Annotated in this window: 20 protein-coding genes; 19 read left to right on the top strand and 1 reads right to left on the bottom strand. The window is 35.7% G+C overall.

Annotated elements, in window-relative coordinates; all coding sequences use genetic code 11:
• Positions 1 to 182 precede the first annotated feature (182 nt).
• From argR to nrdG, 18 genes are all read left to right on the top strand, one after another.
• Positions 183 to 611, top strand: a complete 429-nt coding sequence (gene argR / locus N7659_RS04615) for an arginine repressor (protein WP_263276052.1) — start codon at positions 183 to 185, stop codon at positions 609 to 611.
• Between the two features lie 78 nt (positions 612 to 689).
• Positions 690 to 3224: a DNA mismatch repair protein MutS gene (gene mutS, locus N7659_RS04610; protein ID WP_263276051.1), complete on the top strand. Its 2535-nt coding sequence runs from the start codon at positions 690 to 692 to the stop codon at positions 3222 to 3224.
• Positions 3225 to 3405: 181 nt separating this feature from the next.
• The gene (locus tag N7659_RS04605; protein WP_263276050.1) at positions 3406 to 3987 is read left to right on the top strand and encodes a TMEM175 family protein; all 582 of its coding nucleotides are present in this window, start codon (positions 3406 to 3408) and stop codon (positions 3985 to 3987) included.
• A gap of 67 nt (positions 3988 to 4054) precedes the next feature.
• Entirely contained in the window at positions 4055 to 6016 is a 1962-nt protein-coding gene (gene mutL / locus N7659_RS04600) for a DNA mismatch repair endonuclease MutL (RefSeq protein ID WP_263276049.1), read from the top strand.
• 12 nt (positions 6017 to 6028) lie between these two features.
• The gene (gene ruvA, locus N7659_RS04595) at positions 6029 to 6622 is read left to right on the top strand and encodes a Holliday junction branch migration protein RuvA (protein WP_263276048.1); all 594 of its coding nucleotides are present in this window, start codon (positions 6029 to 6031) and stop codon (positions 6620 to 6622) included.
• Positions 6623 to 6631: 9 nt separating this feature from the next.
• Positions 6632 to 7198 (top strand): DNA-3-methyladenine glycosylase I, encoded by a 567-nt coding sequence (locus N7659_RS04590; protein WP_263276047.1) that lies wholly within the window; start codon positions 6632 to 6634, stop codon positions 7196 to 7198.
• A 42-nt stretch (positions 7199 to 7240) separates the two neighbouring features.
• Positions 7241 to 8482: a competence/damage-inducible protein A gene (locus tag N7659_RS04585; RefSeq protein ID WP_263276046.1), complete on the top strand. Its 1242-nt coding sequence runs from the start codon at positions 7241 to 7243 to the stop codon at positions 8480 to 8482.
• Between the two features lie 42 nt (positions 8483 to 8524).
• Entirely contained in the window at positions 8525 to 9661 is a 1137-nt protein-coding gene (gene recA / locus N7659_RS04580; RefSeq protein WP_263276045.1) for a recombinase RecA, read from the top strand.
• 80 nt (positions 9662 to 9741) lie between these two features.
• The gene (spx, locus tag N7659_RS04575) at positions 9742 to 10140 is read left to right on the top strand and encodes a transcriptional regulator Spx (protein WP_199568038.1); all 399 of its coding nucleotides are present in this window, start codon (positions 9742 to 9744) and stop codon (positions 10138 to 10140) included.
• 208 nt (positions 10141 to 10348) lie between these two features.
• The gene (locus tag N7659_RS04570; protein WP_263276044.1) at positions 10349 to 10618 is read left to right on the top strand and encodes an IreB family regulatory phosphoprotein; all 270 of its coding nucleotides are present in this window, start codon (positions 10349 to 10351) and stop codon (positions 10616 to 10618) included.
• Complete coding sequence (gene ruvX / locus N7659_RS04565; RefSeq protein ID WP_263276043.1) at positions 10615 to 11034, top strand: Holliday junction resolvase RuvX; 420 nt, start codon at positions 10615 to 10617, stop codon at positions 11032 to 11034. Before N7659_RS04570 ends, ruvX begins: the two co-directional genes overlap by 4 nt.
• A gap of 25 nt (positions 11035 to 11059) precedes the next feature.
• The gene (locus tag N7659_RS04560; RefSeq protein WP_199568042.1) at positions 11060 to 11359 is read left to right on the top strand and encodes a DUF1292 domain-containing protein; all 300 of its coding nucleotides are present in this window, start codon (positions 11060 to 11062) and stop codon (positions 11357 to 11359) included.
• A 137-nt stretch (positions 11360 to 11496) separates the two neighbouring features.
• Entirely contained in the window at positions 11497 to 13125 is a 1629-nt protein-coding gene (locus tag N7659_RS04555; protein ID WP_263276042.1) for a DUF2079 domain-containing protein, read from the top strand.
• 131 nt (positions 13126 to 13256) lie between these two features.
• Positions 13257 to 15422 carry an anaerobic ribonucleoside-triphosphate reductase gene (nrdD, locus tag N7659_RS04550; RefSeq protein WP_263276041.1) on the top strand — a complete coding sequence of 722 codons (2166 nt, stop codon included), beginning with the start codon at positions 13257 to 13259 and terminating at the stop codon, positions 15420 to 15422.
• Positions 15423 to 15478: 56 nt separating this feature from the next.
• Positions 15479 to 15622: a hypothetical protein gene (locus N7659_RS04545; protein WP_263276040.1), complete on the top strand. Its 144-nt coding sequence runs from the start codon at positions 15479 to 15481 to the stop codon at positions 15620 to 15622.
• Positions 15623 to 15635: 13 nt separating this feature from the next.
• Positions 15636 to 16568 carry a Gfo/Idh/MocA family protein gene (locus N7659_RS04540; protein ID WP_263276039.1) on the top strand — a complete coding sequence of 311 codons (933 nt, stop codon included), beginning with the start codon at positions 15636 to 15638 and terminating at the stop codon, positions 16566 to 16568.
• 8 nt (positions 16569 to 16576) lie between these two features.
• Positions 16577 to 17080, top strand: coding sequence for a GNAT family N-acetyltransferase (locus tag N7659_RS04535; protein WP_263276038.1), 504 nt, complete (start codon positions 16577 to 16579; stop codon positions 17078 to 17080).
• A 1-nt stretch (position 17081) separates the two neighbouring features.
• On the top strand, positions 17082 to 17681 hold the full coding sequence (nrdG, locus tag N7659_RS04530) for an anaerobic ribonucleoside-triphosphate reductase activating protein (protein WP_263276037.1): 600 nt from the start codon (positions 17082 to 17084) through the stop codon (positions 17679 to 17681).
• Between the two features lie 82 nt (positions 17682 to 17763).
• On the opposite strand, the gene yaaA is transcribed toward nrdG, so the two are convergent.
• A complete protein-coding gene (gene yaaA / locus N7659_RS04525; RefSeq protein WP_263276036.1) occupies positions 17764 to 18492 on the bottom strand; it encodes a peroxide stress protein YaaA in 729 nt (242 codons plus the stop codon).
• Positions 18493 to 18895: 403 nt separating this feature from the next.
• On the opposite strand from yaaA, the gene N7659_RS04520 reads away from it, so the two are divergent.
• Positions 18896 to 22690, top strand: a 3795-nt coding sequence (locus tag N7659_RS04520) for a Cna B-type domain-containing protein (protein ID WP_263276035.1), incomplete at its 3' end; no start/stop codon positions are given.

The following is a 22690-nucleotide window of genomic DNA, read 5'->3' as shown; positions in this document are numbered from 1 at the left end:
ATTTTTAGGTGAAAAGGAGGAAAAATCAATCCCTGTCCAAGAAAAAATAGTTGAATGGCTAAAAAACATGTTTACTAAATGATAAGAGGGCTCTTTGTTATGGTATAGTATAGGAGAAGAGTGCAAAATAAAGGAAAATTTGGTATACTTTTAAGGATAATTATACAAGATAGGTGATTTCGATGAATAAACGAGAACGACACCAAACCATTAAGCAAATTATTCGTTTGGAAAAAATAGCAACACAAGAAGCATTAAAGAGAAGATTGTCAGAAGAAGGTATCGTTGTCACACAGGCCACTCTATCTCGTGATTTACGTGAAATTGGTCTTATGAAACATCGTCAAGAGAAAGGGCAAGCATTTTATAGTCTTTCTCAGCAATCCAGCCGCTATTTTAAACCGATTGTTAAAAAATATATCTTATCTGTTTCTAGAGCAGCTTTCATGTTGGTTATCCATACCGATCTTGGTGAAGCTGATGTTTTAGCTAATTTTATTGACAGCAAAAACGATGCTAATATTCTAGGAACTCTAGCTGGTGCAGATACCTTATTAATCATCTGTAAAAATGAAGAGATTGCTAAACTGTACGAGCAAGATTTATTTTAATCTGACTGAGATGGTAAAAATGATTTTATCAACCGACCAAAAGAGATAGTAGTGTTTTAGTAAGAGAGGAAGCAGACAATGACAAAAGAAAAAATTTCTCCAGGGATGCAGCAGTATCTCGACATCAAAAAAGATTACCCTGATGCCTTTTTACTCTTTCGCATGGGTGATTTTTATGAACTATTTTATGATGATGCCGTTAAAGCCGCTCAAATTCTTGAAATCAGTTTAACCAGTCGCAATAAAAATGCTGAAAATCCTATTCCAATGGCAGGGGTTCCTTATCATTCAGCGCAACAGTATATTGATGTTTTAATTGATTTGGGTTATAAGGTGGCTATTGCTGAACAAATGGAGGACCCAAAGCAAGCAGTGGGAGTGGTTAAAAGAGAAGTTGTTCAAGTGGTGACACCAGGAACAGCAGTTGACTCTTCTAAACCAGATGCTAATAACAATTATCTGATTGCCATTGACACCAATCAAGATCTTTTTGGCTTATCCTATATGGATTTATCGACAGGTGAATTTTATGCGACCGTTTTACCCGATTTTTCAAGCGTCTGCAGTGAAATTTTGAACCTAAAAGCCAAAGAAGTGGTGGTAGGTTATGAACTTGATGAGGAGAATCAAGATCTTCTTGAAAAGAAAATGAACGTGATTGTTTCTTATCAACCGCAAGAAGAAAATCATCCTTTACTTAATGTAGACCTTAATCCAGTAGAAGTATCAGCAGCATCTAAATTACTTTACTACATTAAAACAACGCAGATGCGTGAATTGAGCCATCTCCAAAAGTTAGTCCATTATGAGATTAAAGATTACCTTCAGATGACCTACACCACAAAAAGTAGTTTGGATTTGTTAGAAAATGCTAGAACTAATAAAAAAAATGGCAGTCTTTTTTGGTTGCTTGACAACACAAAAACAGCCATGGGAATGCGTTTGTTGCGTCAATGGATTGATCGACCCCTCATCAATCAACAAAAGATTGTTCAAAGACAAGACATTATCCAAGTGTTTTTAGAACAATTTATTGAGCGTAGTGATTTGACAGAAAGTCTCAAAGGGGTCTATGATATCGAACGATTAGCTAGTCGCGTTTCTTTTGGGAAAGCTAATCCGAAAGATTTAATCCAACTGGGACACACCTTGGCACAAGTCCCCTATATTAAAGCCATTTTAGAAAGCTTTTCTCATTCTAGTTTAGAAGATCTTGTCAACGAGATGGATCCTTTGTCAGAGTTGGAAGAATTGATTCGTTTAGCGATAGATACCAATGCTTCTGCAACCATCACTGAAGGCAATATTATTAGAACTGGATTTGATGATAGGCTAGACCATTATCGTAAAATCATGCGGGAAGGGACTAGCTGGATTGCTGATATTGAAGCTAAGGAAAAACAAGCAACAGGTATTTCAACGCTAAAAATTGATTACAATAAAAAAGATGGTTATTATTTCCATGTGACTAATTCTAACCTTAGCCTTGTTCCTGATTATTTTTTCAGAAAGGCAACCCTAAAAAATTCAGAGCGTTTTGGTACAGCAGAACTGGCTAAAATTGAAGGTGAAATGCTTGAAGCGCGTGATTATTCTGCACAGTTAGAATATGATATTTTCATGCGCGTGAGAAGTCAAGTTGAAAAATATATTGCTAGGTTACAAAAACTAGCCAAGCAAATTGCCACAGTTGATGTTTTGCAGAGTTTAGCTCAAGTAGCTGAAAACAATCGTTATGTCCGTCCGACATTTAATCAAACAGGCCAGATTCAAATTGAGCAAGGACGACATGCTGTTGTGGAAAAAGTTATGGGAACACAAGAATATATTCCAAATAGTATTGTGTTTGATGCCACAACAAATATCCAATTGATCACTGGCCCAAATATGAGTGGGAAGTCAACTTATATGAGACAACTCGCTTTAACCATTGTCATGGCTCAGATGGGTTCATTTGTAGCCGCTCAATCGGCTGACATTCCAATTTTTGATGCCATTTTCACTAGAATTGGTGCAGCAGATGATTTAATTTCAGGACAGTCAACCTTTATGGTGGAGATGATGGAGGCTAACCACGCTATCAAAAAAGCGAGCAAAAATTCCCTTATTTTATTTGATGAGTTAGGTAGAGGGACAGCCACTTATGATGGGATGGCTCTTGCCCAAGCCATTATTGAACACATTCATAACCATATTGGTGCTAAAACAATGTTTGCGACTCACTATCACGAGTTGACAAGCCTGTCAACAAACTTGACACAACTTGTTAATGTTCATGTCTCAACGTTAGAACAAAATGGTGAAGTGACTTTCTTACACAAGATTGCAGAAGGTCCTGCTGATAAATCTTACGGTATTCATGTAGCAAAAATTGCTGGTTTGCCAATAATGTTACTTAAAAGGGCAGACACTCTTTTAACTCAGTTTGAGTCTCATGCTGTGATGCCAGTATCAACGGAAAAAACAATAAACGCTCAAACCAAACCATTAACTCTTTTTGAGGAAGAACAACAAACTGTTTTAGAACGATTAAGCTCGCTTGATGTGATGAATATGACACCAATAGAGGCCTTAAATGAATTGCTGGATTTACAAAAGGCATTGAAGAGGTAATAACTGAATAATGAAGATAAGTCACAAAATAGAATGTTCTCTTTTCTTGTTTTGTGACTTATTGATTGTCATTAGATAGTCCAAGTCTTTCAATTTCTTTCTTTTCTTTGTGTGGTATAATAGAAAAACAACAACAAGACTAAAATCATCCCTACCAAAATCATTAAAGGAGGTTGAAGTGATGACAAAATCAAGATTAGAAGCTTTTAGTGATGGCGTTTTAGCGATTATCATTACTGTCATGGTGATCGATTTAAAAAGTCCCGAGATAGATTCACTTCAAGCGGTGTTTAGACTAATTCCTAATATAGCTTCTTATATTCTAAGTTTTACCTATGTGGCTATTTATTGGAACAATCACCATCAGTTATTATCAAGTACTAATAGAGTCAATGCCAAAATCCTATGGGCAAATTCTCTATGGTTATTTTTCATGTCACTCATTCCCTTTGTAACAGGATGGATTAGTCGTTTTTATTCTAGTCATGTGCCAGTTATGACTTATGGTTTGATTTTATTAGTGACGGCTCTCTCTTACTTCTTTTTACAACATCAGGTTGTTAAATATAGTGAAAGAAGTGCCTTGCTTAAAAAAATAATTGGGAAAGATTTAAAAGGAAAATTCACCGTTTTGCTCTATATTATCTCTATTTTAATGAGTCCATTTTTTACCACTGGCTCCGAGATTATCTTTGTTATTGCTGCACTTATGTGGTTTATACCAGATAAACGAGTGGCAAAAATCCTAGAAGAAGAGTTGTAAACCAATGATTAACCTTGTCTTGATAAAATAAAAGTGACACATGTCTTAGAAAAAGGTGAAAAGTATTATGCCTAAAATTATCGAATTACCAGAAACACTTGCCAACCAAATAGCAGCTGGCGAAGTGATTGAACGTCCAAGTAGTGTTGTGAAAGAACTGATAGAAAATGCTATTGATGCCGGAAGTAGCCAAATTACCATTGAGATCGAAGAGTCAGGATTGAAAAAAATCCAAGTAACCGACAATGGTGAAGGGATTTCTAAAGAAGATGTGGCTTTAAGTATCAAACGTCACGCCACAAGTAAAATTAAAAGCCAATCTGATTTATTTCGGATTAGAACACTGGGATTTCGAGGTGAAGCCCTTCCTTCGATTGCATCAATTAGTTTAATGACTATTAAAACAGCGACAGCTTCTGAAGAAGGTGGCACCTTATTGATTGCTAATGGTGGCCAAATTGAACAAGAAGAAGTGATTTCAACACCGGTTGGGACTAAGATTATTGTTGAAAATCTTTTTTTCAATACACCGGCTAGATTAAAATATATGAAAAGTTTGCAGGCGGAACTAGCTCATATTGTTAATATGGTCAATCGTTTGAGTCTTGCTCATCCAGAAGTATCCTTTGTCTTATTTAGTGATGGCAGAGAATTGATTAGAACTGCTGGGAGTGGGGATTTACATCAAGCTATTGCAGGTATTTATGGTGTTAGTACAGCTAAAAAAATGGTGCCTATTTCAGCCTCCAATCTTGATTTTGAAGTGTCAGGCTATGTTAGTTTACCTGAACTAACAAGAGCAAATCGTAACTATATAACCATTTTAATTAATGGTCGCTACATCAAAAATTTCTTACTCAATAGAGCGATTATAGATGGCTACGGTAGTAAATTAATGGTTGGTCGTTTTCCAATTGCTGTCATTGATATTCAAATAGATCCTTATTTAGCAGATGTCAATGTTCATCCGACTAAACAAGAAGTTCGCATCTCTAAAGAAGGGGATTTGATGTCTCTCATTAAGACAGCTATCTTTGAGAGTTTACAAGAACATGATTTGATTCCAGATGCACTTGAAAATTTAGCAAAATCAAGTACAAGAGGTTTTCCCAAACCAGTTCAAACTAGTCTTTCTTTAAAACAAACCAATCTCTATTATGATAATGAGAAACAAGATTTCTTTGTTCATCCTGGTGAAGAAAAGGATAGCTATGTAGAAGAAAACCAGTTTTCTCAACAAGAAAATAAAGTTGACAACTCACTTGACAACTCTGTCAAGGTAGCTCCATCTGTTAAGTTTGCTAATCGCACTCATTGGCATGATTTTAATAGTGAGCACCCTGAAATTGATGTAACAAACAGTGGTAAACTAAAATCCCTCTTAGATAATCTTGAAAATGAGGAGACATCTGTTTTTCCTGAATTAGAATATTTTGGTCAAATGCATGGTACTTATCTCTTTGCTCAAGGCAAAGAAGGCCTTTATATTATTGATCAACATGCTGCCCAAGAAAGAATCAAATACGAATATTATCGTGATAAAATAGCAGATGTCAACACAGGTTTACAGCAGTTGTTAATGCCTTATCTATTCGAGTTTCCAACAGATGATTTTCTTAATCTACAAGAAAAAATGCCTCTTCTTAATCAAGTCGGTATTTACTTGGAACCTTATGGGGAAAACACCTTTATTTTACGCGAACATCCTATCTGGTTTAAGGAAGAAGAAATTGAATCTGGTGTCTATGAGATGTGTGATATGTTGTTGTTGACAAATCATGTCTCAATCAAGACTTACCGTGCTGAATTAGCCATTATGATGAGTTGTAAACGTAGCATCAAAGCCAATCATACTTTAGATGATTATTCGGCAAGACATCTCATCAATCAATTGTCACAATGCAAAAATCCATACAACTGTCCTCATGGACGACCTGTTTTAGTGAGTTTTACCAATTCAGACATGGAAAAAATGTTCCGTCGTATTCAAGAAAATCATAAAAGTTTAAGAGAACAAGGCAAATATTAGAAGAGAGAAATAATGTACGAATATATCAAAGGAACCCTTTCAAAAATAACCGCTAAATACATTGTGGTTGAAGTATCAGGTATTGGCTACATCATTCATGTGGCAAATCCTTACAGCTTTTCAAATCAGGTTAATCAGACGATAAAAATTTATCTCTACCAAGTTGTTCGAGAAGATGCTCAGCTCCTTTATGGCTTTCACAGTGAAGAAGAAAAAACGATTTTCTTAAATCTTATTTCAGTGACAGGGATTGGACCAACGTCTGCCTTAGCCATCATTGCAGCAGATGATAATGAAGGGTTAGTCGCAGCCATTGACAACAAAGATATTACTTATCTGATGAAATTCCCTAAAATTGGTAAAAAAACAGCCCAACAAATGATTCTTGATTTAGCAGGTAAATTTGTTGATAACACAACAACTAACAAGGAAAAAAGAGATACAAAAGGAACAACTACTAACCATGCTTTAGATGAAGCAATGGAAGCCCTTAATGCTCTTGGTTATAAAGCTAGTGAATTGAAAAAAATTCGTGCCTTCTTTGAAGGAACAAGTGAGTCGACACAAGACTATATTAAAGCGTCACTTAAAATGCTGATTAAATAGGAGATGACTATGAAACGTTGTGGTTGGGTAAAAAAACAAGATGATTTAGACAGGATGTACCATGATACCGAGTGGGGACGACCATTACATGATGAACAAGCCCTTTTTGAATTATTTTGTCTAGAAAGTTATCAATCTGGCGTGTCATGGTTAACCGTCTTACACAAAAGACAAGCCTTCAATCACGTTTTTAAACAATATGATATTGCTAAAGTAGCCGCTATGACTGATAAAGAGCTTGAGGTCTTATTATCTGATGAAACAATTATCAGACATCGCGGAAAGCTCTTTGCGACAAGAAATAACGCTCAACAATTTTTACAGATTCAAAAAGAATTTGGTTCTTTTGACAACTATATTTGGTCTTTTGTCAACCATCACCCCATCAACAATAAAATTAATCATTATAAGGACGCTCCTAGTCAAACAGTTCTATCAGAACAAATTGCTAAAGAATTGAAAAAACGAGGCTTCAAATATATAGGACCTACCATGATTTATTCTTTCATGCAGGCAGCTGGTCTTGTCAATGACCATGAAGTGGAGTGTTCTTTTAATCCTAATCATACGTTGTAAAAACCATAATAGTTTACGAATAAGAGAGTGAGGCAACTCGTCATGAAAGCTGAAATTATTGCTGTTGGTACAGAAATTCTAACTGGGCAGATTGTTAATACCAATGCCCAATTTTTATCGGAAAAATTTGCTGAAAATGGCATTGACGTTTATTTTCAAACAGCTGTTGGGGATAATGAAGAGCGGTTATTATCGGTTTTATCTATCGCCAAAAAACGTAGCGATTTAATTGTTTTATGTGGTGGTCTAGGACCAACAGAAGATGACTTGACCAAGCAAGTTCTAGCTAAATTTTTGAAAAAATCTTTAATTGTCAATCAAGAAGCGATGGCTAAACTGGATGCTTTTTTTGCCACTAGACCAACTGCTTCAAGAACCGCCAACAATGATCGTCAAGCACAAATGATTATTGGTGCTAAAGCGATTCAAAATCCGACAGGTTTAGCAGTAGGAAGTATGGTTGAGGTTGATGGCATCACCTATGTTGTTTTACCAGGACCTCCTAGCGAATTAAAACCAATGGTTAATCAGTTTTTATTGCCTCTATTAAAAAGTGATACCAAACTTTATTCTCGTGTTTTGAGATTTTTTGGTATTGGTGAGAGTCGTTTAGTAACCGAGCTGGCTGATATTATTACACACCAAACTGATCCAACAATAGCACCTTATGCAAAAGTTGGGGAGGTGACCTTACGGCTATCGACAAAGGCAAAAAGTGAAGATGAGGCTAACAAGAAATTGGATAAGTTGGAACATAAGATTTTAAGCACCTCAACTCTCAAAAACTATCATTATGGTTATGGAGATGACAATTCTTTAGCAGAAGTTGTTTTTGAGATGCTTCGACAAAAAAATAAGACCATCACTGCTGCTGAGAGTTTGACAGCCGGTTTATTTCAATCGCAACTTGCAGACTTTTCTGGTAGTTCCTTTGTTTTTAAAGGCGGTTTTGTTACTTATAGCCTTGAAGAAAAATCACGGATGTTAGGTATTCCCTTAGATGAACTAAAGAAAAATGGTGTTGTCAGTGCTTTCACAGCAGAAAAAATGGCAGAAAATAGTCGACGTCTCACCCATTCAGATTTTGCTGTTTCACTAACAGGCGTTGCTGGCCCAGATACTTTGGAAGGTCAACCTGTAGGTACCGTCTTTATCGGTTTAGCAACTAAGGATTCCGTCTTTTCTCAAAAAATAATGATAGGAGGGCGCAGTCGCTCAGATATTCGTCATATTGCAACCATGCATGCTTTTAATATTGTGCGTCAAGCTTTATTAAAGCACTAAAGTTTAGTATAATAGAACAAGTATAGAAAATAGGAGAAATCAATGGCAAAAAAATCAAAGAAAACAGAAGAAATTACTAAAAAATTTGGTGATGAAAGACAAAAAGCGCTTAACAATGCCCTAAAAGATATTGAAAAAGATTTTGGTAAAGGAGCAGTAATGCGCCTTGGCGAACGTGCTGAGCAAAAAGTTCAAATTATGAGCTCAGGAAGTTTAGCACTAGATATTGCTCTTGGTGTTGGTGGTTATCCTAAAGGCAGAATTGTAGAAATTTTTGGACCAGAAAGTTCAGGGAAAACAACTGTTGCTCTACATGCTGTTGCTCAAGCGCAAAAAGATGGTGGGATTGCAGCCTTTATTGATGCTGAGCATGCTCTTGATCCAGCATACGCCCAAGCCTTAGGCGTAAATATTGACGAACTTCTTTTGTCACAACCAGATTCTGGTGAACAAGGACTAGAAATTGCTGGAAAATTGATTGATTCAGGAGCCGTTGATGTCGTTGTTATCGACTCGGTTGCAGCATTAGTTCCACGTGCAGAAATTGATGGAGATATTGGTGATAGTCATGTTGGTTTACAAGCTCGTATGATGAGTCAAGCCATGAGAAAATTATCAGCATCAATCAATAAAACAAAAACGATTGCTATCTTCATCAACCAATTACGTGAAAAAGTAGGTGTTATGTTTGGTAATCCTGAAACAACTCCTGGTGGTCGTGCTCTTAAATTTTATTCTTCTATTCGTTTAGATGTGAGAGGAAACACACAAATTAAAGGTTCTGGAGAGCAAAAAGATAGTAATATTGGTAAGGAAACTAAAATCAAAGTGGTTAAAAACAAAGTGGCACCACCATTTCAAGTGGCTCTTGTTGAAATCATGTATGGTGAAGGCATTTCACGAACTGGTGAGTTGGTTAAAATCGCTAGTGAACTTGACATCATCCAAAAAGCTGGTGCTTGGTATTCTTACGAAGGTGTTAAAATTGGTCAAGGATCAGAAAATGCTAAGAAATATCTTGCTGATAATCCAGAAGTGTTTGATGAAATTGATCGTAAAGTACGTATTAAATTTGGTTTAATCGAAGATGATACCCCTAAAGAGCAAGTATCAGAAAGTAAAGAAGAAGTAAACGAAGATATTGCCTTAGAGTTTGATAGTATTGAGATAGAAGAATAAAATCAGTCTAAAGACCGACTTTCAAATAGAGTCTTTTGTGATACAATGTTAGTATCATGTGGTAGAAAGCGAGAATAGACATGATCAAAATTTATACGATTTCAAGTTGTACAAGTTGTAAAAAGGCAAAAACGTGGCTAAATGCCCACAAATTACCCTATAAAGAGCAAAATTTAGGGAAAGAGCCTTTAACTAAAGAAGAAATTTTAGCAATTCTATCAAAAACTGAAGATGGTGTTGAAAGTATTATCTCCGCTAAAAATAGATATGCCAAAGCCCTCAATTTTAATATTGATGACTTGAGTATCAATGAGGTGATTAAAGTGATTCAAGCCAATCCAAGAATACTAAAAAGTCCTATCTTGATTGATGATAAACGTCTTCAAGTTGGTTATAAAGAAGACGATATTAGAGCTTTTCTTCCTCGCTCTATTCGTAATATCGAAAATGAGCAGGCACGCTTACGAGCGGCTCTATAAATAATGTTATTATAAGAATACATATCTTCAAAACCTGTCTTTTTTAAAAGACAGGTTTTGTTAATACTATGGAAACTCTTTTAAAAGATTACTTTAGAAAAAAATATTATCGCATCAGCAAGCATTCAATCAGTGTTTTATTCTTGTTTAAAATGCTTTAATATAGTATAATAAAATGTAATACTTAATAACGAAAGAAGGTGTGAGCATGGGCTTTACAGACGAAACTGTTCGCTTTAATTTGGATGACAGCAGTAAGAAAGAGATTAGCGAAACATTAACATCGGTTTATCGTTCTCTTGAGGAAAAAGGCTACAATCCCATCAATCAAATTGTTGGGTACGTATTAAGTGGTGACCCTGCTTATATTCCTCGTTATAATAATGCTAGAAATCAAATTCGTAAGTACGAAAGAGATGAGATTGCAGAAGAATTGGTTCGTTATTATCTCAAAGGAAATGGTATTGAAATCAAATGAGAATAATGGGATTAGATGTTGGATCTAAAACAGTTGGTGTGGCTATTAGTGATCCACTTGGTTTTACTGCTCAGGGTTTAGAAATCATTAAAATCAATGAAGAAAAAGAAGAGTTTGGTTTTGATCGTTTGAGTGAATTGGTGAAAGAATACCACGTAGAAAAATTTGTGATTGGTCTTCCTAAAAACATGAACAATACTAGTGGCCCTCGAGTGGAAGCTAGTCAATCTTATGGGAAGCATCTTGAGGAGCTGTTTGGTTTACCTATCATCTATCAAGATGAGCGCTTATCAACAGTAGAAGCAGAAAGAATGCTTGTCGAACAGGGAGATATAAGTAGAAACAAACGTAAAAAAGTTATTGATAAATTGGCTGCCCAGCTAATTTTGCAAAATTATTTAGATCGTATCTATTGATTAATCCATATTAAAGGGGAAAAACATGACAGAAACACATAACCACCAAGAACATGATGTGATTACATTAGTTGATGAACAAGGTAATGAAACTTTGTTTGAAATTCTTCTAACCATCGATGGTACTGAAGAATTCGGTAAAAATTATGTCTTATTAGTTCCTGCCGGTGCAGAAGAAGATGAAGACGGTGAAGTTGAAATACAAGCCTATGCCTTCACTGAAAATGAAGACGGCACAGAAGGGGAACTAGAACCAATTCCAGCTGATTCTGAAGCAGAATGGGATATGATTGAAGAAGTCTTTAATACTTTCATGGAAGAATAATAAACTGCTATACTGTTATAAAAAAGCATTTTGAGATATCTCGAAATGCTTTTTTAATAGCAATAAGAAATTGACTAATCAAAAGTTTTTGCTATACTTAAGTAATAAGAATGTTCAGGAAGGAAAGAGTACATCAAATGTCATCTACCCCATTAGAGAGTTATAACGAGGAATTGTCTGGCGTATCTTACAAAGAGGAAATAACGCAAGAACCTCGTCTTAGTAGAAGAGCAAAAAAAAGACCAACTAAACAGCCAAAGATGAAAAAAACTAATGTGAAAGTGCCGTTTTTTCATCATTTTTATTTGTTGGTTTTTAGTTTGATTATTTCTTTGTTTAGTGTGGTTATTCCTTTTTTTTCAGATTTTGCCAATGGCTTTCAATCTCAAAATCTTTATACTGGTTTTATGATAACACAAGGGCAACTCCCCTACACAGATCTTTTTGCAACTGGCGGATTTTTATACTATCTCACCATTTCTTTAAGTTATCTGTTGGGTAGTGAGTTATGGCTATTAATTGTTCAAATTGCATCCTTTTATATTTCAGGTATTTATCTCTATAAAATTGTTTTATCTCTCAGTCAGAAAAAAGGACTGGCTGTTACAGTGACGTCAATTTTTTATCTTTTAAACGTTACTCTTGGATTTGGTGGACTTTATCCAATACAATTGTCCTTTTTATTCTTCTTACCGGCAATGTGGTTCTTATTAAATTACTTTAAAGGACAAACTAAAGATGAAGGCTTTATTGTTTATGGAGTATTATGTGCTTTTGCTATTTTATTTGACTCTAGGAACCTATTATTTGGACTTGTAGCCCTCATTGTTTTAAGTAGTTATAATTTAGCTCACAAGTATTTTGCTAGAGGGTTTTACCAATTATTGTGTTTACTATTTGGTTTACTTCTTGTTTTTTACACCGTAGGTTTTTTAGCCTTTAATATGCAAGTCGTTGTTCCTTATCTACAACAAACCGTTGTTTATCCTATTGTTTCTCTTACCACAAGTCTTGAAGCTCTTCTTTATAGTTTTGGTTTTTATTTCATTTTTTCTCTTGGTTCAGGAGTCTTACTAGGTGTCTTATTATTTCCATTACTACTTAGAAAAGGAACAAAAAATCAAGCTATTAAATGGGTATTCTTTCTATCATTGGTTCTTTATTTCATTTTAGTTGTTCTGACAAAAAGTTTTGAAACTTATCATGTGCTACCAATGATTCCATTTGGCTTAATCTTAACGATTCTCGTTTTAAATCGTCATCCTGATGAAGTAAGTGTTGAAGAAATAGCGCGTTCTCGTCATCGTCAACAAGCCTCAACAAACAGTGGCTTTAAAGGTTTTAGTACTTTGATACTAAAACACTTATTGGTTCCCATCTTAATAATGGGTTATGGCCTTGGTCTACCTATTTATCACTATCTTATGGATATTCCTCTTTATCAAGAAAGAGAAATGATTGCTAATTACATTGCAACTAATACTTCAGAAGATGAGTCCATCTATGTTTGGGATAATGTTGCAACAATCTATCAAGGCAGTCAAAGGCAATCAAGCTCGCATTTATCACTTCCTCTAATTAATACTTCTGATGAAGTAAATCAGAAGCGATTAGAAGATGAGTTGTTACAAAACAAGGCAAAATACTTTGTTTTAAACAATAATTTAGAACTACCACAATTGATAAAAAGTACTCTAGATAATCATTATCAGCCTATTAGTTTTGATAATATTGACCATTTGACCGTTTATCAATTAAACCCTTAGAAATCAATATGTTGTGTTGTTTTTTAAAATAAGCCACAACATATTGATTTTTTTGTTGGTAAAATATTGATTTTTATTTTGCTTATGATATAATACTTCTTGAATTAACATTTAGAAAAGAAGGTAAAGAAATGGTCAAATCACTCATTACAGTTATTAAGCGTGATGGTAGAAAGGTGACTTTTGAACCTGATAAGATTTTTCAAGCACTCTTAAAAGCCAGCAATCAAGTAACGCCGCTAACACCATTCGTAGAAGAAAAGCTAAAAGAAGTTACTGAGAATGTTGTGACAGAAATTTTTGAACGCTTTAATAAAGACGTCAAAATCTATGAAATTCAAAACATTGTGGAACACCAGCTGTTAGAATCAAACGAATATGCGATTGCAAAAGCTTATATCAACTACCGAACACAGCGTGATTTTGACCGCTCTAAAGCAACAGACATTAATTATACGATTGATAAATTAATCAACAAGGATCAAAGTGTGGTTAATGAAAACGCGAATAAAGACAGTAATGTCTTTAACACCCAACGCGATTTAACCGCTGGTATTGTTGGGAAATCCATTGGGCTTAAAATGTTACCACCGCATGTGGCAAATGCTCATCAAAAAGGTGATATTCATTTTCATGATTTGGATTATAGCCCCTATACACCAATGACCAACTGTTGCTTGATTGATTTTGAAGGCATGTTAAAGACAGGTTTTAGAATTGGAAATGCTGATGTTGAAAGCCCAAAATCGATTCAAACAGCAACCGCTCAAATCTCACAAATCATTGCGAATGTTGCTTCTAGCCAATATGGTGGGTGTTCTGCAGACCGTATTGATGAAGTTTTGGCACCTTACGCTAAACTCAACTATGAAAAGCATATGAAAGATGCCGAAAAATGGTTAGCAGAAGATAAACGCGAAGACTATGTGCGTGAAAAAACGCTTAAAGACATTTATGACGCTATGCAAAGTCTTGAGTATGAGATTAATACACTTTTCACCTCTAATGGACAAACACCATTCACCTCACTTGGTTTTGGCTTAGGTGAAGGTTGGTTTGAGCGTGAAATCCAAAAAGCTATTTTAAATATTCGTATTAAAGGTCTTGGAAAAGAACAACGTACAGCAATCTTCCCTAAATTGATTTTCACTGTTAAACGTGGTCTCAATCTGGATCCTGGGTCACCAAATTATGACATTAAGCAATTAGCTCTTGAATGTGCTACAAAACGCATGTATCCAGATATGTTATCTTATGATAAGATTGTTGAGTTAACAGGTTCATTTAAAGTTCCTATGGGATGTCGTAGTTTCCTTCAAGGATGGCAAGATGAAAATGGTAATGATGTCACATCTGGTCGTATGAACCTTGGTGTTGTTACAGTTAACCTTCCTCGTATTGCCCTAGAATCTCAAGGCGATATTGAAAAATTCTGGGATATCTTTAGCGAACGCATGTCAATTGCTAAAGATGCGCTTGTTTATCGTGTAGAACGCGTTAAAGAAGCAACACCAGCAAATGCACCTATTTTATATCAGTATGGTGCTTTTGGAAAACGTCTTCCTAAAGACGGTAATGTCGATGACCTCTTTAAGAATCGTCGTGCCACCATTTCTCTAGGTTATATTGGTTTGTATGAAGTGGCAACAGTCTTTTATGGCGGTGAGTGGGAAACGAATCCAGCAGCGAAAGACTTTACGATTGATATCATTCATCAAATGAAGAGCCTTTGTGAAGACTGGTCAGATGAGTTTGGTTATCATTTCTCAGTTTACTCAACACCATCAGAAAGCTTGACAGACCGTTTTTGTCGTCTAGATACTGAAAAATTTGGTATTGTTGAAAATATTACAGACAAAGAATACTATACTAATAGCTTCCATTATGATGTTCGTAAAAACCCTTCACCATTTGAAAAATTAGATTTTGAAAAAATCTATCCAGAGACTGGTGCAAGTGGTGGTTTCATCCACTATTGTGAGTATCCTGTTTTACAACAAAATCCTAAAGCTTTAGAAGCTGTTTGGGACTATGCTTATGATCGTGTTGGTTACTTAGGAACTAACACACCGATTGATCGTTGTTATGAATGCGGTTTTGAAGGTGATTTTGAACCAACAGAACGTGGTTTCAAATGCCCAAGTTGTGGCAATACCGATCCAAAAACAGTAGATGTGGTGAAACGTACTTGTGGTTATCTAGGTAACCCGCAAGCAAGACCAATGGTTAATGGTCGTCATAAAGAAATTGCTTCACGTGTGAAACACATGAATGGCTCAACAATGAAGCTAAACTAAAAAAATAATAAATAGGTTGCTATTTAGCAACCTATTTTAACAGAAAAGAGAAACTAATGGGAAAATATCAACTGGATTACAAGGGGCAAAAGCAGGTAGAGCGTTTCCACGAGAAACATTCTCGTACGAAAAGTGATCAAAAGGCACGTGTCAATGCTTTAAAAGAACGTTTTTTAGGGAAAAAGACTAAAAAAGATTAGTCGGAGGTTAGGTATGCTTAAAATAGGGATTGTTGGTTTAGGGTCCATTGCTCAAAAAGCTTATTTGCCCTATATGCGTCAGTTGGCTGAGATTGAATGGCATCTATTCACTAGAAATCAAGAGGTTTTAAGTCAGACAGCACACTTATTTTCACATGTCCACACATATTCATCACTAGAAGAGCTTGCTGATGCCACTTTGGATGGTGTTTTTATCCATACAGCAACCGTTTCTCACCATGATATTGTTGCCTTGTTTCTAAGCCGTGGCATACCAGTTTATGTGGACAAACCTGTCACACAAAATTATGAAGAAACCAAGGCTCTTTATGATTTAGCTAGAGTTCATCAAACTTTCTTGATGGTTGGTTTTAATCGCCGATTTGCACCACGAGTAGCTGCTTTAAAAGAAGAGATCAATAAGACAAAGATTTATGTTGAAAAAAATGATATTAATCGCCCAGGAGACTTGGTGTTTAAATTCTTCGACTTCTTTATCCATCCATTAGACACGGCTCTTTTTCTTATGGATAATCCTCCTAAACAAGGCTGGTTTCATTATCACAGAACCGATGGCCTACTAAGTCAAGTGACAGTAACTCTAGTTTCAAACACAGAAACTGTTATTGTAGGCATGAATTTGCAGTCTGGTTCAAGAAGAGAAATCGTTGAAATTCAATTGCCCAAAAAGACTCTTCACGTTGAGGATTTGTCTGATTTAACTATTTATGAAGAAAGTAGTCAAACTAAGAAAAATTATGGTGCTTGGGATAGAACTTTATATAAAAGAGGATTTGAATCCATTGTTTTAGCATTTATCGATGCTGTTAAAACAGGTCTCAATCCGGTTTCTCCCGAGTCGAGTTTGTTGAGTCACTACCTTTGTCAACAACTGGTAGACGCTCAAAAAGATTGGGGCGAATTATCACTACAGTTGCCAAAATAGGAGATATCATGCTATTAAGAAGACCAAGATTTGATGATGAAGCGACTATTTTAGAGATGATTACTGAATTTGAAGCCCATAACAGCCAGCATGACGGTGGCTTTTGGAATCCTCGTGAGTTTTCCTATAATGATTGGTTGCAACAAAATCGCGAATATGAAATGGGAATTAATATTCCTAGTCACTTTGTGCCTTCTATTCAGTTGGTGTCGTTTGATGCTAATAATAGAGCGCTAGGCTTTTTAAATCTGCGCCTTCGGTTGAATGATGTTTTGTTACAAAAAGGTGGTCATATTGGTTATAGTATTAGACCGACTGAGCGTGGCAAGGGTTACGCCAAAGAGCAATTGAGACAAGGTTTGCAGTTGGCCAAAGAAAAAAACATTAAATCGGTTTTATTGACTTGTCATAAGGATAATCTTGCTAGTCGAAAAACAATTTTGGCCTGTGGTGGGCGTTATGAAGACACACGTGATAGTATAGAACGTTATTGGATTGATTTGGAGGGATAAGATGAATAATCCTAAACCTAAAGAATGGAAGAGCGAAGAATATAGTCAAGGCTATATTTCTGATTATAAAGCTTTTAATTTTGTGGATGGTGAGGGCGTGCGAAATTCTCTTTATGTGAGCGGTTGTCTCTTTCATTGTAAAGGATGCTACAATCAAGCCACTTGGAATTTTCGAAATGGTGTGCCCTACACAAAAGAACTAGAAGAACAGATTATGGCTGATTTGGCTCAACCTTATGTGCAAGGTCTTACTTTATTGGGAGGGGAGCCCTTCTTGAATACAGGTATTTTATTACCTTTGGTCAAACGAATCAAAAAAGAGTTGCCTGAAAAAGATATTTGGTCTTGGACAGGCTATACATGGGAAGAAATGATGCTGGAAACTCCTGATAAATTGGAATTACTAAGTTTTGTTGATATTTTAGTTGATGGTCGTTTTGACATCACCAAGAAAAATTTAATGCTCCAATTTAGAGGATCTTCTAACCAACGCATCATTGATGTCAAAAAATCCTTAGCCACTAATTCAGTGGTGATCTGGGAAAAACTCAACGATGGTAAAGCAACTTATGAACAAGTGTCAAGAGATCATTTAATATAAAAAGAGACAAGTTCTCAATTTAATATTTTTTGATAGAACATTACAAACGTTTAAAGGCTAGAACTTGTTGTCCTAGCCTTTTTTATATTTCTTTAACAAAAGTAAGCTTGTTAGGTTCCGATAAGTCCTCGTGATAAGAAAAACCATCAAAGGTCAGTTTTTTTAGGTCTGAAAGTTCTCTAGCGTCTTGTTTAATGGCTGCTGCTAAAAAGGCACCACGCCCTTTTTTAGAGATGGTAGAGTGCGTTTTTAAATGTCCTTTTTTAGCTTCCATGAAGACCACTTTAATCAACTGTTCTCGGATGGGTTTGGAGAATATATCTTCAAATTCACTTGATAATAGAGAGATAAAAATGTCTTCAGTGTTAAAACTAGCATCAAAATCTTTTTGCCAATACTGTTTGAGAGATTTTCCATCAATTGTGAGTTTTTGTGAGAAATCAAGACGATGAGGGGCAATTGGTGTTAACGCTGGGATAACGCCGTATAAGGAAGAGGTAATTAAAACATCGGTATTCACACGCTTAAGTTCACAAGGAGAAAATTCAAGACGATTGATATAGCGATACATCAAACCATTAAAGAGAAAAATGGCAGGGTAATAATTAGCCTTCTTGTTTTGAATAGTTTGAATTCTGTCCCATTCTTTTTGAGCGGATTCTGGTTTTATTTTATAAAAATGAGCTAGTTCTTCTGGCCCCATTTTTGCCAATTCTGTAAGAATAGCAGTTGTTTTTGGATTGAACGGATTAGGAGTAACCTTATCTAGTTGTTTTGACATCTCTTTTGCAGTTGGGATTAAAAATTTCATGATAGCCTCCTTATTCTTTTTCTATTCTAGGCTATTCCAGATAAAAGTCAAGCCACAATGTTAGTTATGATTATTATGAAAATGAATAACATTTTCACCAAATGAAAATTTCAGAGATTGAATTGGTAAAGTAGGTTTAAAATAAATTTGGATTTAAAAATCCACATTATAATAGCAATTTTTTAAAAAGTAATTGTTAAATGATTGTAATCTTTTGAAATTATGGGTTAAATCAGTTGTAATTTTTATAAAAAAGTATTAGAATGGAGTTGACTGCTATAGACAGTTAGTATATTTTATAAGTATTAAAAATTGTAGATAATTTCATTACCATAAAGCCCAATATGATATTGTTATTATTTACCATTTTTAATCTGTAAGATATAAAAGAAAGGGAAAAACAATGAAGAAAAAACTATTAAAGGTTTTAGCATTGATGGCGTTGGTAGTAACAACTTTTTCATTTGTCAAGGCTGTACATGTTGATGCAGCTGAACATGATAATGTTATTACAAGCATGTCACTTACAAGTGAATCTGGAGGTGCTTTACCTGATGAAATTGGTCAATGGACAAATTTTCGAATTAATGCAGACTTTGCATTACCAGATAATACGGTCCATCAAGGGGATACAACCACTATTCAACTACCCGATAAGTTAACTTTTCCTCAAACAACAGCGTTTGAAGTAAAAGATCCAGCCGGGAACCTTGTTGCAAATGCGGTAATTAACCCCGATACTAAACAGGTAGTATTAACTTACACCGATTATGTTGAAACTCATTCTAACGTTACCGGAAAACTCTTTTTCTATTCACGTGTTGACTTTAAAGTCATTGATACTGAAGAAATTATAGATGTTAATATTCAAGTTGGTTCACAAAGTTTCTTTGCTGGTAGACTTAATTATAAAGGTGTTGTAAGACCAACTCCTTATCTGTTAGAAAAATCAGCTTGGTCAGAAAACGGTGCGCCACAAACTGGTAATTTCTCAATTGCCATCAACCGTACACAAGAATCTCTTACAAATGTTGTAATCAAAGATGCTCTTCAAAGTGCTGGATTAACTTATAAGAAAGATACTATTCATATCTATAAAGGTGAGTGGGACTTTGTTCAAGGAGATTGGAGATTACAAGGACTTCAAGATGTTACTAGTAGTTATACTGTAAACTTTGATGATGCCACTAATTCATTTACCGTTGACTTGGGCGATATTGGCGCTACTGATAACTTTATGATTAATTATCAAGTAGGTGTTTCATATGTGCCAACGGATGGTGAAATTTTTGAGAACAAAGCAATGTTGACTGCTGATCAACATGGAACAACAGAAACTCAAGCTTCTTACCGCTATCTAGAAGCTGGTGGTAGTGCTGAAGGTTATGTCTACACTGTAGGTGTTCATAAAGTTTCTGAAGATGGTAACACACCACTTGAAGGTGCTGTCTTTGATGTTATTCGTAAAGCTAATGGCCAAAAAGTTGGTACTTTGACAACTGGAGCTGATGGTAATGCAACAGTTGGCGGTCTTCTAAAAACAGAATATATTCTTAGAGAAGTAACTGCTCCAGCAGGCTATGAGCTTTTAACTGATGATATTGAAATCACACCAAATGATTTTGATGGCAATAAAGTTGCTATGAAGACTGTTACTAACAAATTAGCTAAGACTTCTATCAGTGGTCAAAAAACATGGAACGATAATAACAACCAAGACGGTAAACGTCCTGCACAAATCGTTGTTAAATTATTAGCTAATGGTGTTGATACTGGTAAAACGGTCACAACTGATGAAGCAAAAGGTTGGGCTTATACCTTTGATGATCTTGATACAAGAGATGCACAAGGGACACCAATTCAATATTCTGTAGCTGAAGAAGCTGTTCCAGAATATGATGCGGTTATTTCTGGTTACGATATTACGAATAACCACATACCAAGTAAAATCAATATCTCAGGTAAGAAAATCTGGGATGATGCTAACAACCAAGATGGTAAACGACCAACAGAAGTTGTTGTTAACCTTTTAGCAGATGGTCAGCCAACTGGACAAAAAGTGACAGTAACAGAAGCAACTAACTGGGCATATGAATTTACAGATCTTCCAGAATTTAAAGATGGTCAAAAAATTGTTTATACCGTAACAGAAGATGCTGTTGCAGAATATACAACAGACATTAATGGTTTTGATATTACAAATAGTTATCAACCAGGTAAAACAAGTATTAGAGTCACTAAAGCATGGATTGATAACAATAACCAAGACGGTATCCGTCCAGACAGCATTAAAGTACAACTCTATGCTGATGGCCAAAAAGTAGGTGCTGCTGTAGATGTTACAGCAACCGACAACTGGTCATATACTTGGTCAGATTTACCAGAAAAAGCTGCCGGTAAGTTGATTAATTACTCTATTGAAGAAGTAGGAACAGCTACAGGTTATTCTTCAGAAATTGGCCCACTTGTGGCTGGTAATGTTACCATTACAAACTCACATATTCCAACTATAACAGAAGTTTCAGGTAAGAAAATCTGGAATGACGCTAACAACCAAGATGGTAAACGACCAACTGAAGTTGTTGTTAATCTTTTAGCAGATGGGCAACCAACTGGACAAAAAGTAACTGTTAATGAAGCAAGTAACTGGGAATATCAATTTACTGATTTACCAGAATACAAAGCTGGTCAAAAGATTGTCTATACAGTATCAGAAGATCCTGTAGCAGAATATACAACAGAAATTAATGGTTTTGATATTACTAACAGCTATACACCAGGTAAAACATCAATTGCTGTGACTAAAGTTTGGGAAGACGGCAATAACCAAGATGGTATCCGTCCAGATAGTATTAAAGTGCAACTTTATGCCAATGATGAAAAATCTGGTGATGAAGTGACATTAACCGCTGCAGACAACTGGATGTATACATGGACTGATCTTGCTCAAAAGAGCAATGGTCAAGACATTGTTTATAGTGTCAAAGAAGTTGGCGAAGTAACAGGTTATACCACTACAGTTACTGAAGTGGTACAAGGAAATGTCACTATTACCAATAACCACAAACCAAGTATGACTGAAATTTCAGGAACAAAAACTTGGAATGATGCCAACAACCAAGACGGTGTTCGTCCAGCAGAAATCATTGTTAACCTCTTAGCAGATGGTCAACCAACCGGTCAAACCATGACCGTTAATGAAGCTAGCAACTGGGCTTATACTTTTACAAACTTGCCAGAATTCAAAGATGGTCAAAAGATTGTCTATAGCGTGACTGAAGAAGCTGTTCCTGCCTATACAACAGACATTAATGGCTTTGATATCACTAACAACCACACTCCAAGTACCATTAAAGTATCAGGTACTAAGACATGGAATGACGCTAACAACCAAGATGGTGTTCGTCCAGCAGAAATTATTGTTAACCTTTTAGCAGATGGTGTTGCGACTGGTCAAACTAAGAGAGTTACAGCCGCAGACAACTGGACTTATGAATTCACTGACTTACCAGAATTCAAAGATGGCCAAAAGATTGTCTATAGCGTGACTGAAGAAGCTGTTCCAGCCTATACCACAGATATTAATGGTTTTGATATTACTAACAACCACACTCCAAGTCTTGTTTCAATCTCAGGCACTAAGACATGGGATGATGCCAACAACCAAGATGGTATCCGTCCAACAGAAGTTGTGGTTAACCTCTTAGCTGATGGCCAACCAACTGGTCAAACAGCAACCGTTAATGATGCTAGCAACTGGGCATATGAATTCACTGACTTACCAGAATTTAAAGATGGTCAAAAGATTGTCTACACTGTAACAGAAAACAAGGTAGATAACTACACAGTTGCTATCGATGGTTATAACATTACCAATAGTTACAAACCAGGTAAAACTAGTGTGACAGTTGTCAAAGCTTGGGATGATGCCAACAACCAAGATGGTATCCGTCCAGATAGCATTAAAGTTCAACTTTACGCTAACGATAAAAAAGCAGGTGACGAAGTAACCTTAACCGCTGCCGACAACTGGACCTATACATGGTCAGACCTTGATGAGAAATCAGCCGGTCAAACCATTGTCTACACTGTTAAAGAAGTAGGAAAAGTTGATGGTTATAAAGTTGCTATCGGTGACCTAGACCAAGGTAATATCACCATTACTAACCGTCACACACCAGAAGAAATCAGTATTAAA

It is taken from the genome of Streptococcus sp. CSL10205-OR2, assembly GCF_025660655.1.
Lineage (GTDB): Bacteria > Bacillota > Bacilli > Lactobacillales > Streptococcaceae > Streptococcus.
Note: the sequence above shows the minus strand (reverse complement) of the source record. Positions and strands in the feature narration are given on the sequence as shown.

Bases quoted from the DNA above. Each gene is read 5' to 3' on its own strand.
- argR (WP_263276052.1), top strand. From the start codon at position 183: ATGAATAAACGAGAACGACACCAAACCATTAAGCAAATTATTCGTTTG.
- mutS (WP_263276051.1), top strand. From the start codon at position 690: ATGACAAAAGAAAAAATTTCTCCAGGGATGCAGCAGTATCTCGACATC.
- N7659_RS04605 (WP_263276050.1), top strand. From the start codon at position 3,406: ATGACAAAATCAAGATTAGAAGCTTTTAGTGATGGCGTTTTAGCGATT.
- mutL (WP_263276049.1), top strand. From the start codon at position 4,055: ATGCCTAAAATTATCGAATTACCAGAAACACTTGCCAACCAAATAGCA.
- ruvA (WP_263276048.1), top strand. From the start codon at position 6,029: ATGTACGAATATATCAAAGGAACCCTTTCAAAAATAACCGCTAAATAC.
- N7659_RS04590 (WP_263276047.1), top strand. From the start codon at position 6,632: ATGAAACGTTGTGGTTGGGTAAAAAAACAAGATGATTTAGACAGGATG.
- N7659_RS04585 (WP_263276046.1), top strand. From the start codon at position 7,241: ATGAAAGCTGAAATTATTGCTGTTGGTACAGAAATTCTAACTGGGCAG.
- recA (WP_263276045.1), top strand. From the start codon at position 8,525: ATGGCAAAAAAATCAAAGAAAACAGAAGAAATTACTAAAAAATTTGGT.
- spx (WP_199568038.1), top strand. From the start codon at position 9,742: ATGATCAAAATTTATACGATTTCAAGTTGTACAAGTTGTAAAAAGGCA.
- N7659_RS04570 (WP_263276044.1), top strand. From the start codon at position 10,349: ATGGGCTTTACAGACGAAACTGTTCGCTTTAATTTGGATGACAGCAGT.
- ruvX (WP_263276043.1), top strand. From the start codon at position 10,615: ATGAGAATAATGGGATTAGATGTTGGATCTAAAACAGTTGGTGTGGCT.
- N7659_RS04560 (WP_199568042.1), top strand. From the start codon at position 11,060: ATGACAGAAACACATAACCACCAAGAACATGATGTGATTACATTAGTT.
- N7659_RS04555 (WP_263276042.1), top strand. From the start codon at position 11,497: ATGTCATCTACCCCATTAGAGAGTTATAACGAGGAATTGTCTGGCGTA.
- nrdD (WP_263276041.1), top strand. From the start codon at position 13,257: ATGGTCAAATCACTCATTACAGTTATTAAGCGTGATGGTAGAAAGGTG.
- N7659_RS04545 (WP_263276040.1), top strand. From the start codon at position 15,479: ATGGGAAAATATCAACTGGATTACAAGGGGCAAAAGCAGGTAGAGCGT.
- N7659_RS04540 (WP_263276039.1), top strand. From the start codon at position 15,636: ATGCTTAAAATAGGGATTGTTGGTTTAGGGTCCATTGCTCAAAAAGCT.
- N7659_RS04535 (WP_263276038.1), top strand. From the start codon at position 16,577: ATGCTATTAAGAAGACCAAGATTTGATGATGAAGCGACTATTTTAGAG.
- nrdG (WP_263276037.1), top strand. From the start codon at position 17,082: ATGAATAATCCTAAACCTAAAGAATGGAAGAGCGAAGAATATAGTCAA.
- yaaA (WP_263276036.1), bottom strand. From the start codon at position 18,492: ATGAAATTTTTAATCCCAACTGCAAAAGAGATGTCAAAACAACTAGAT.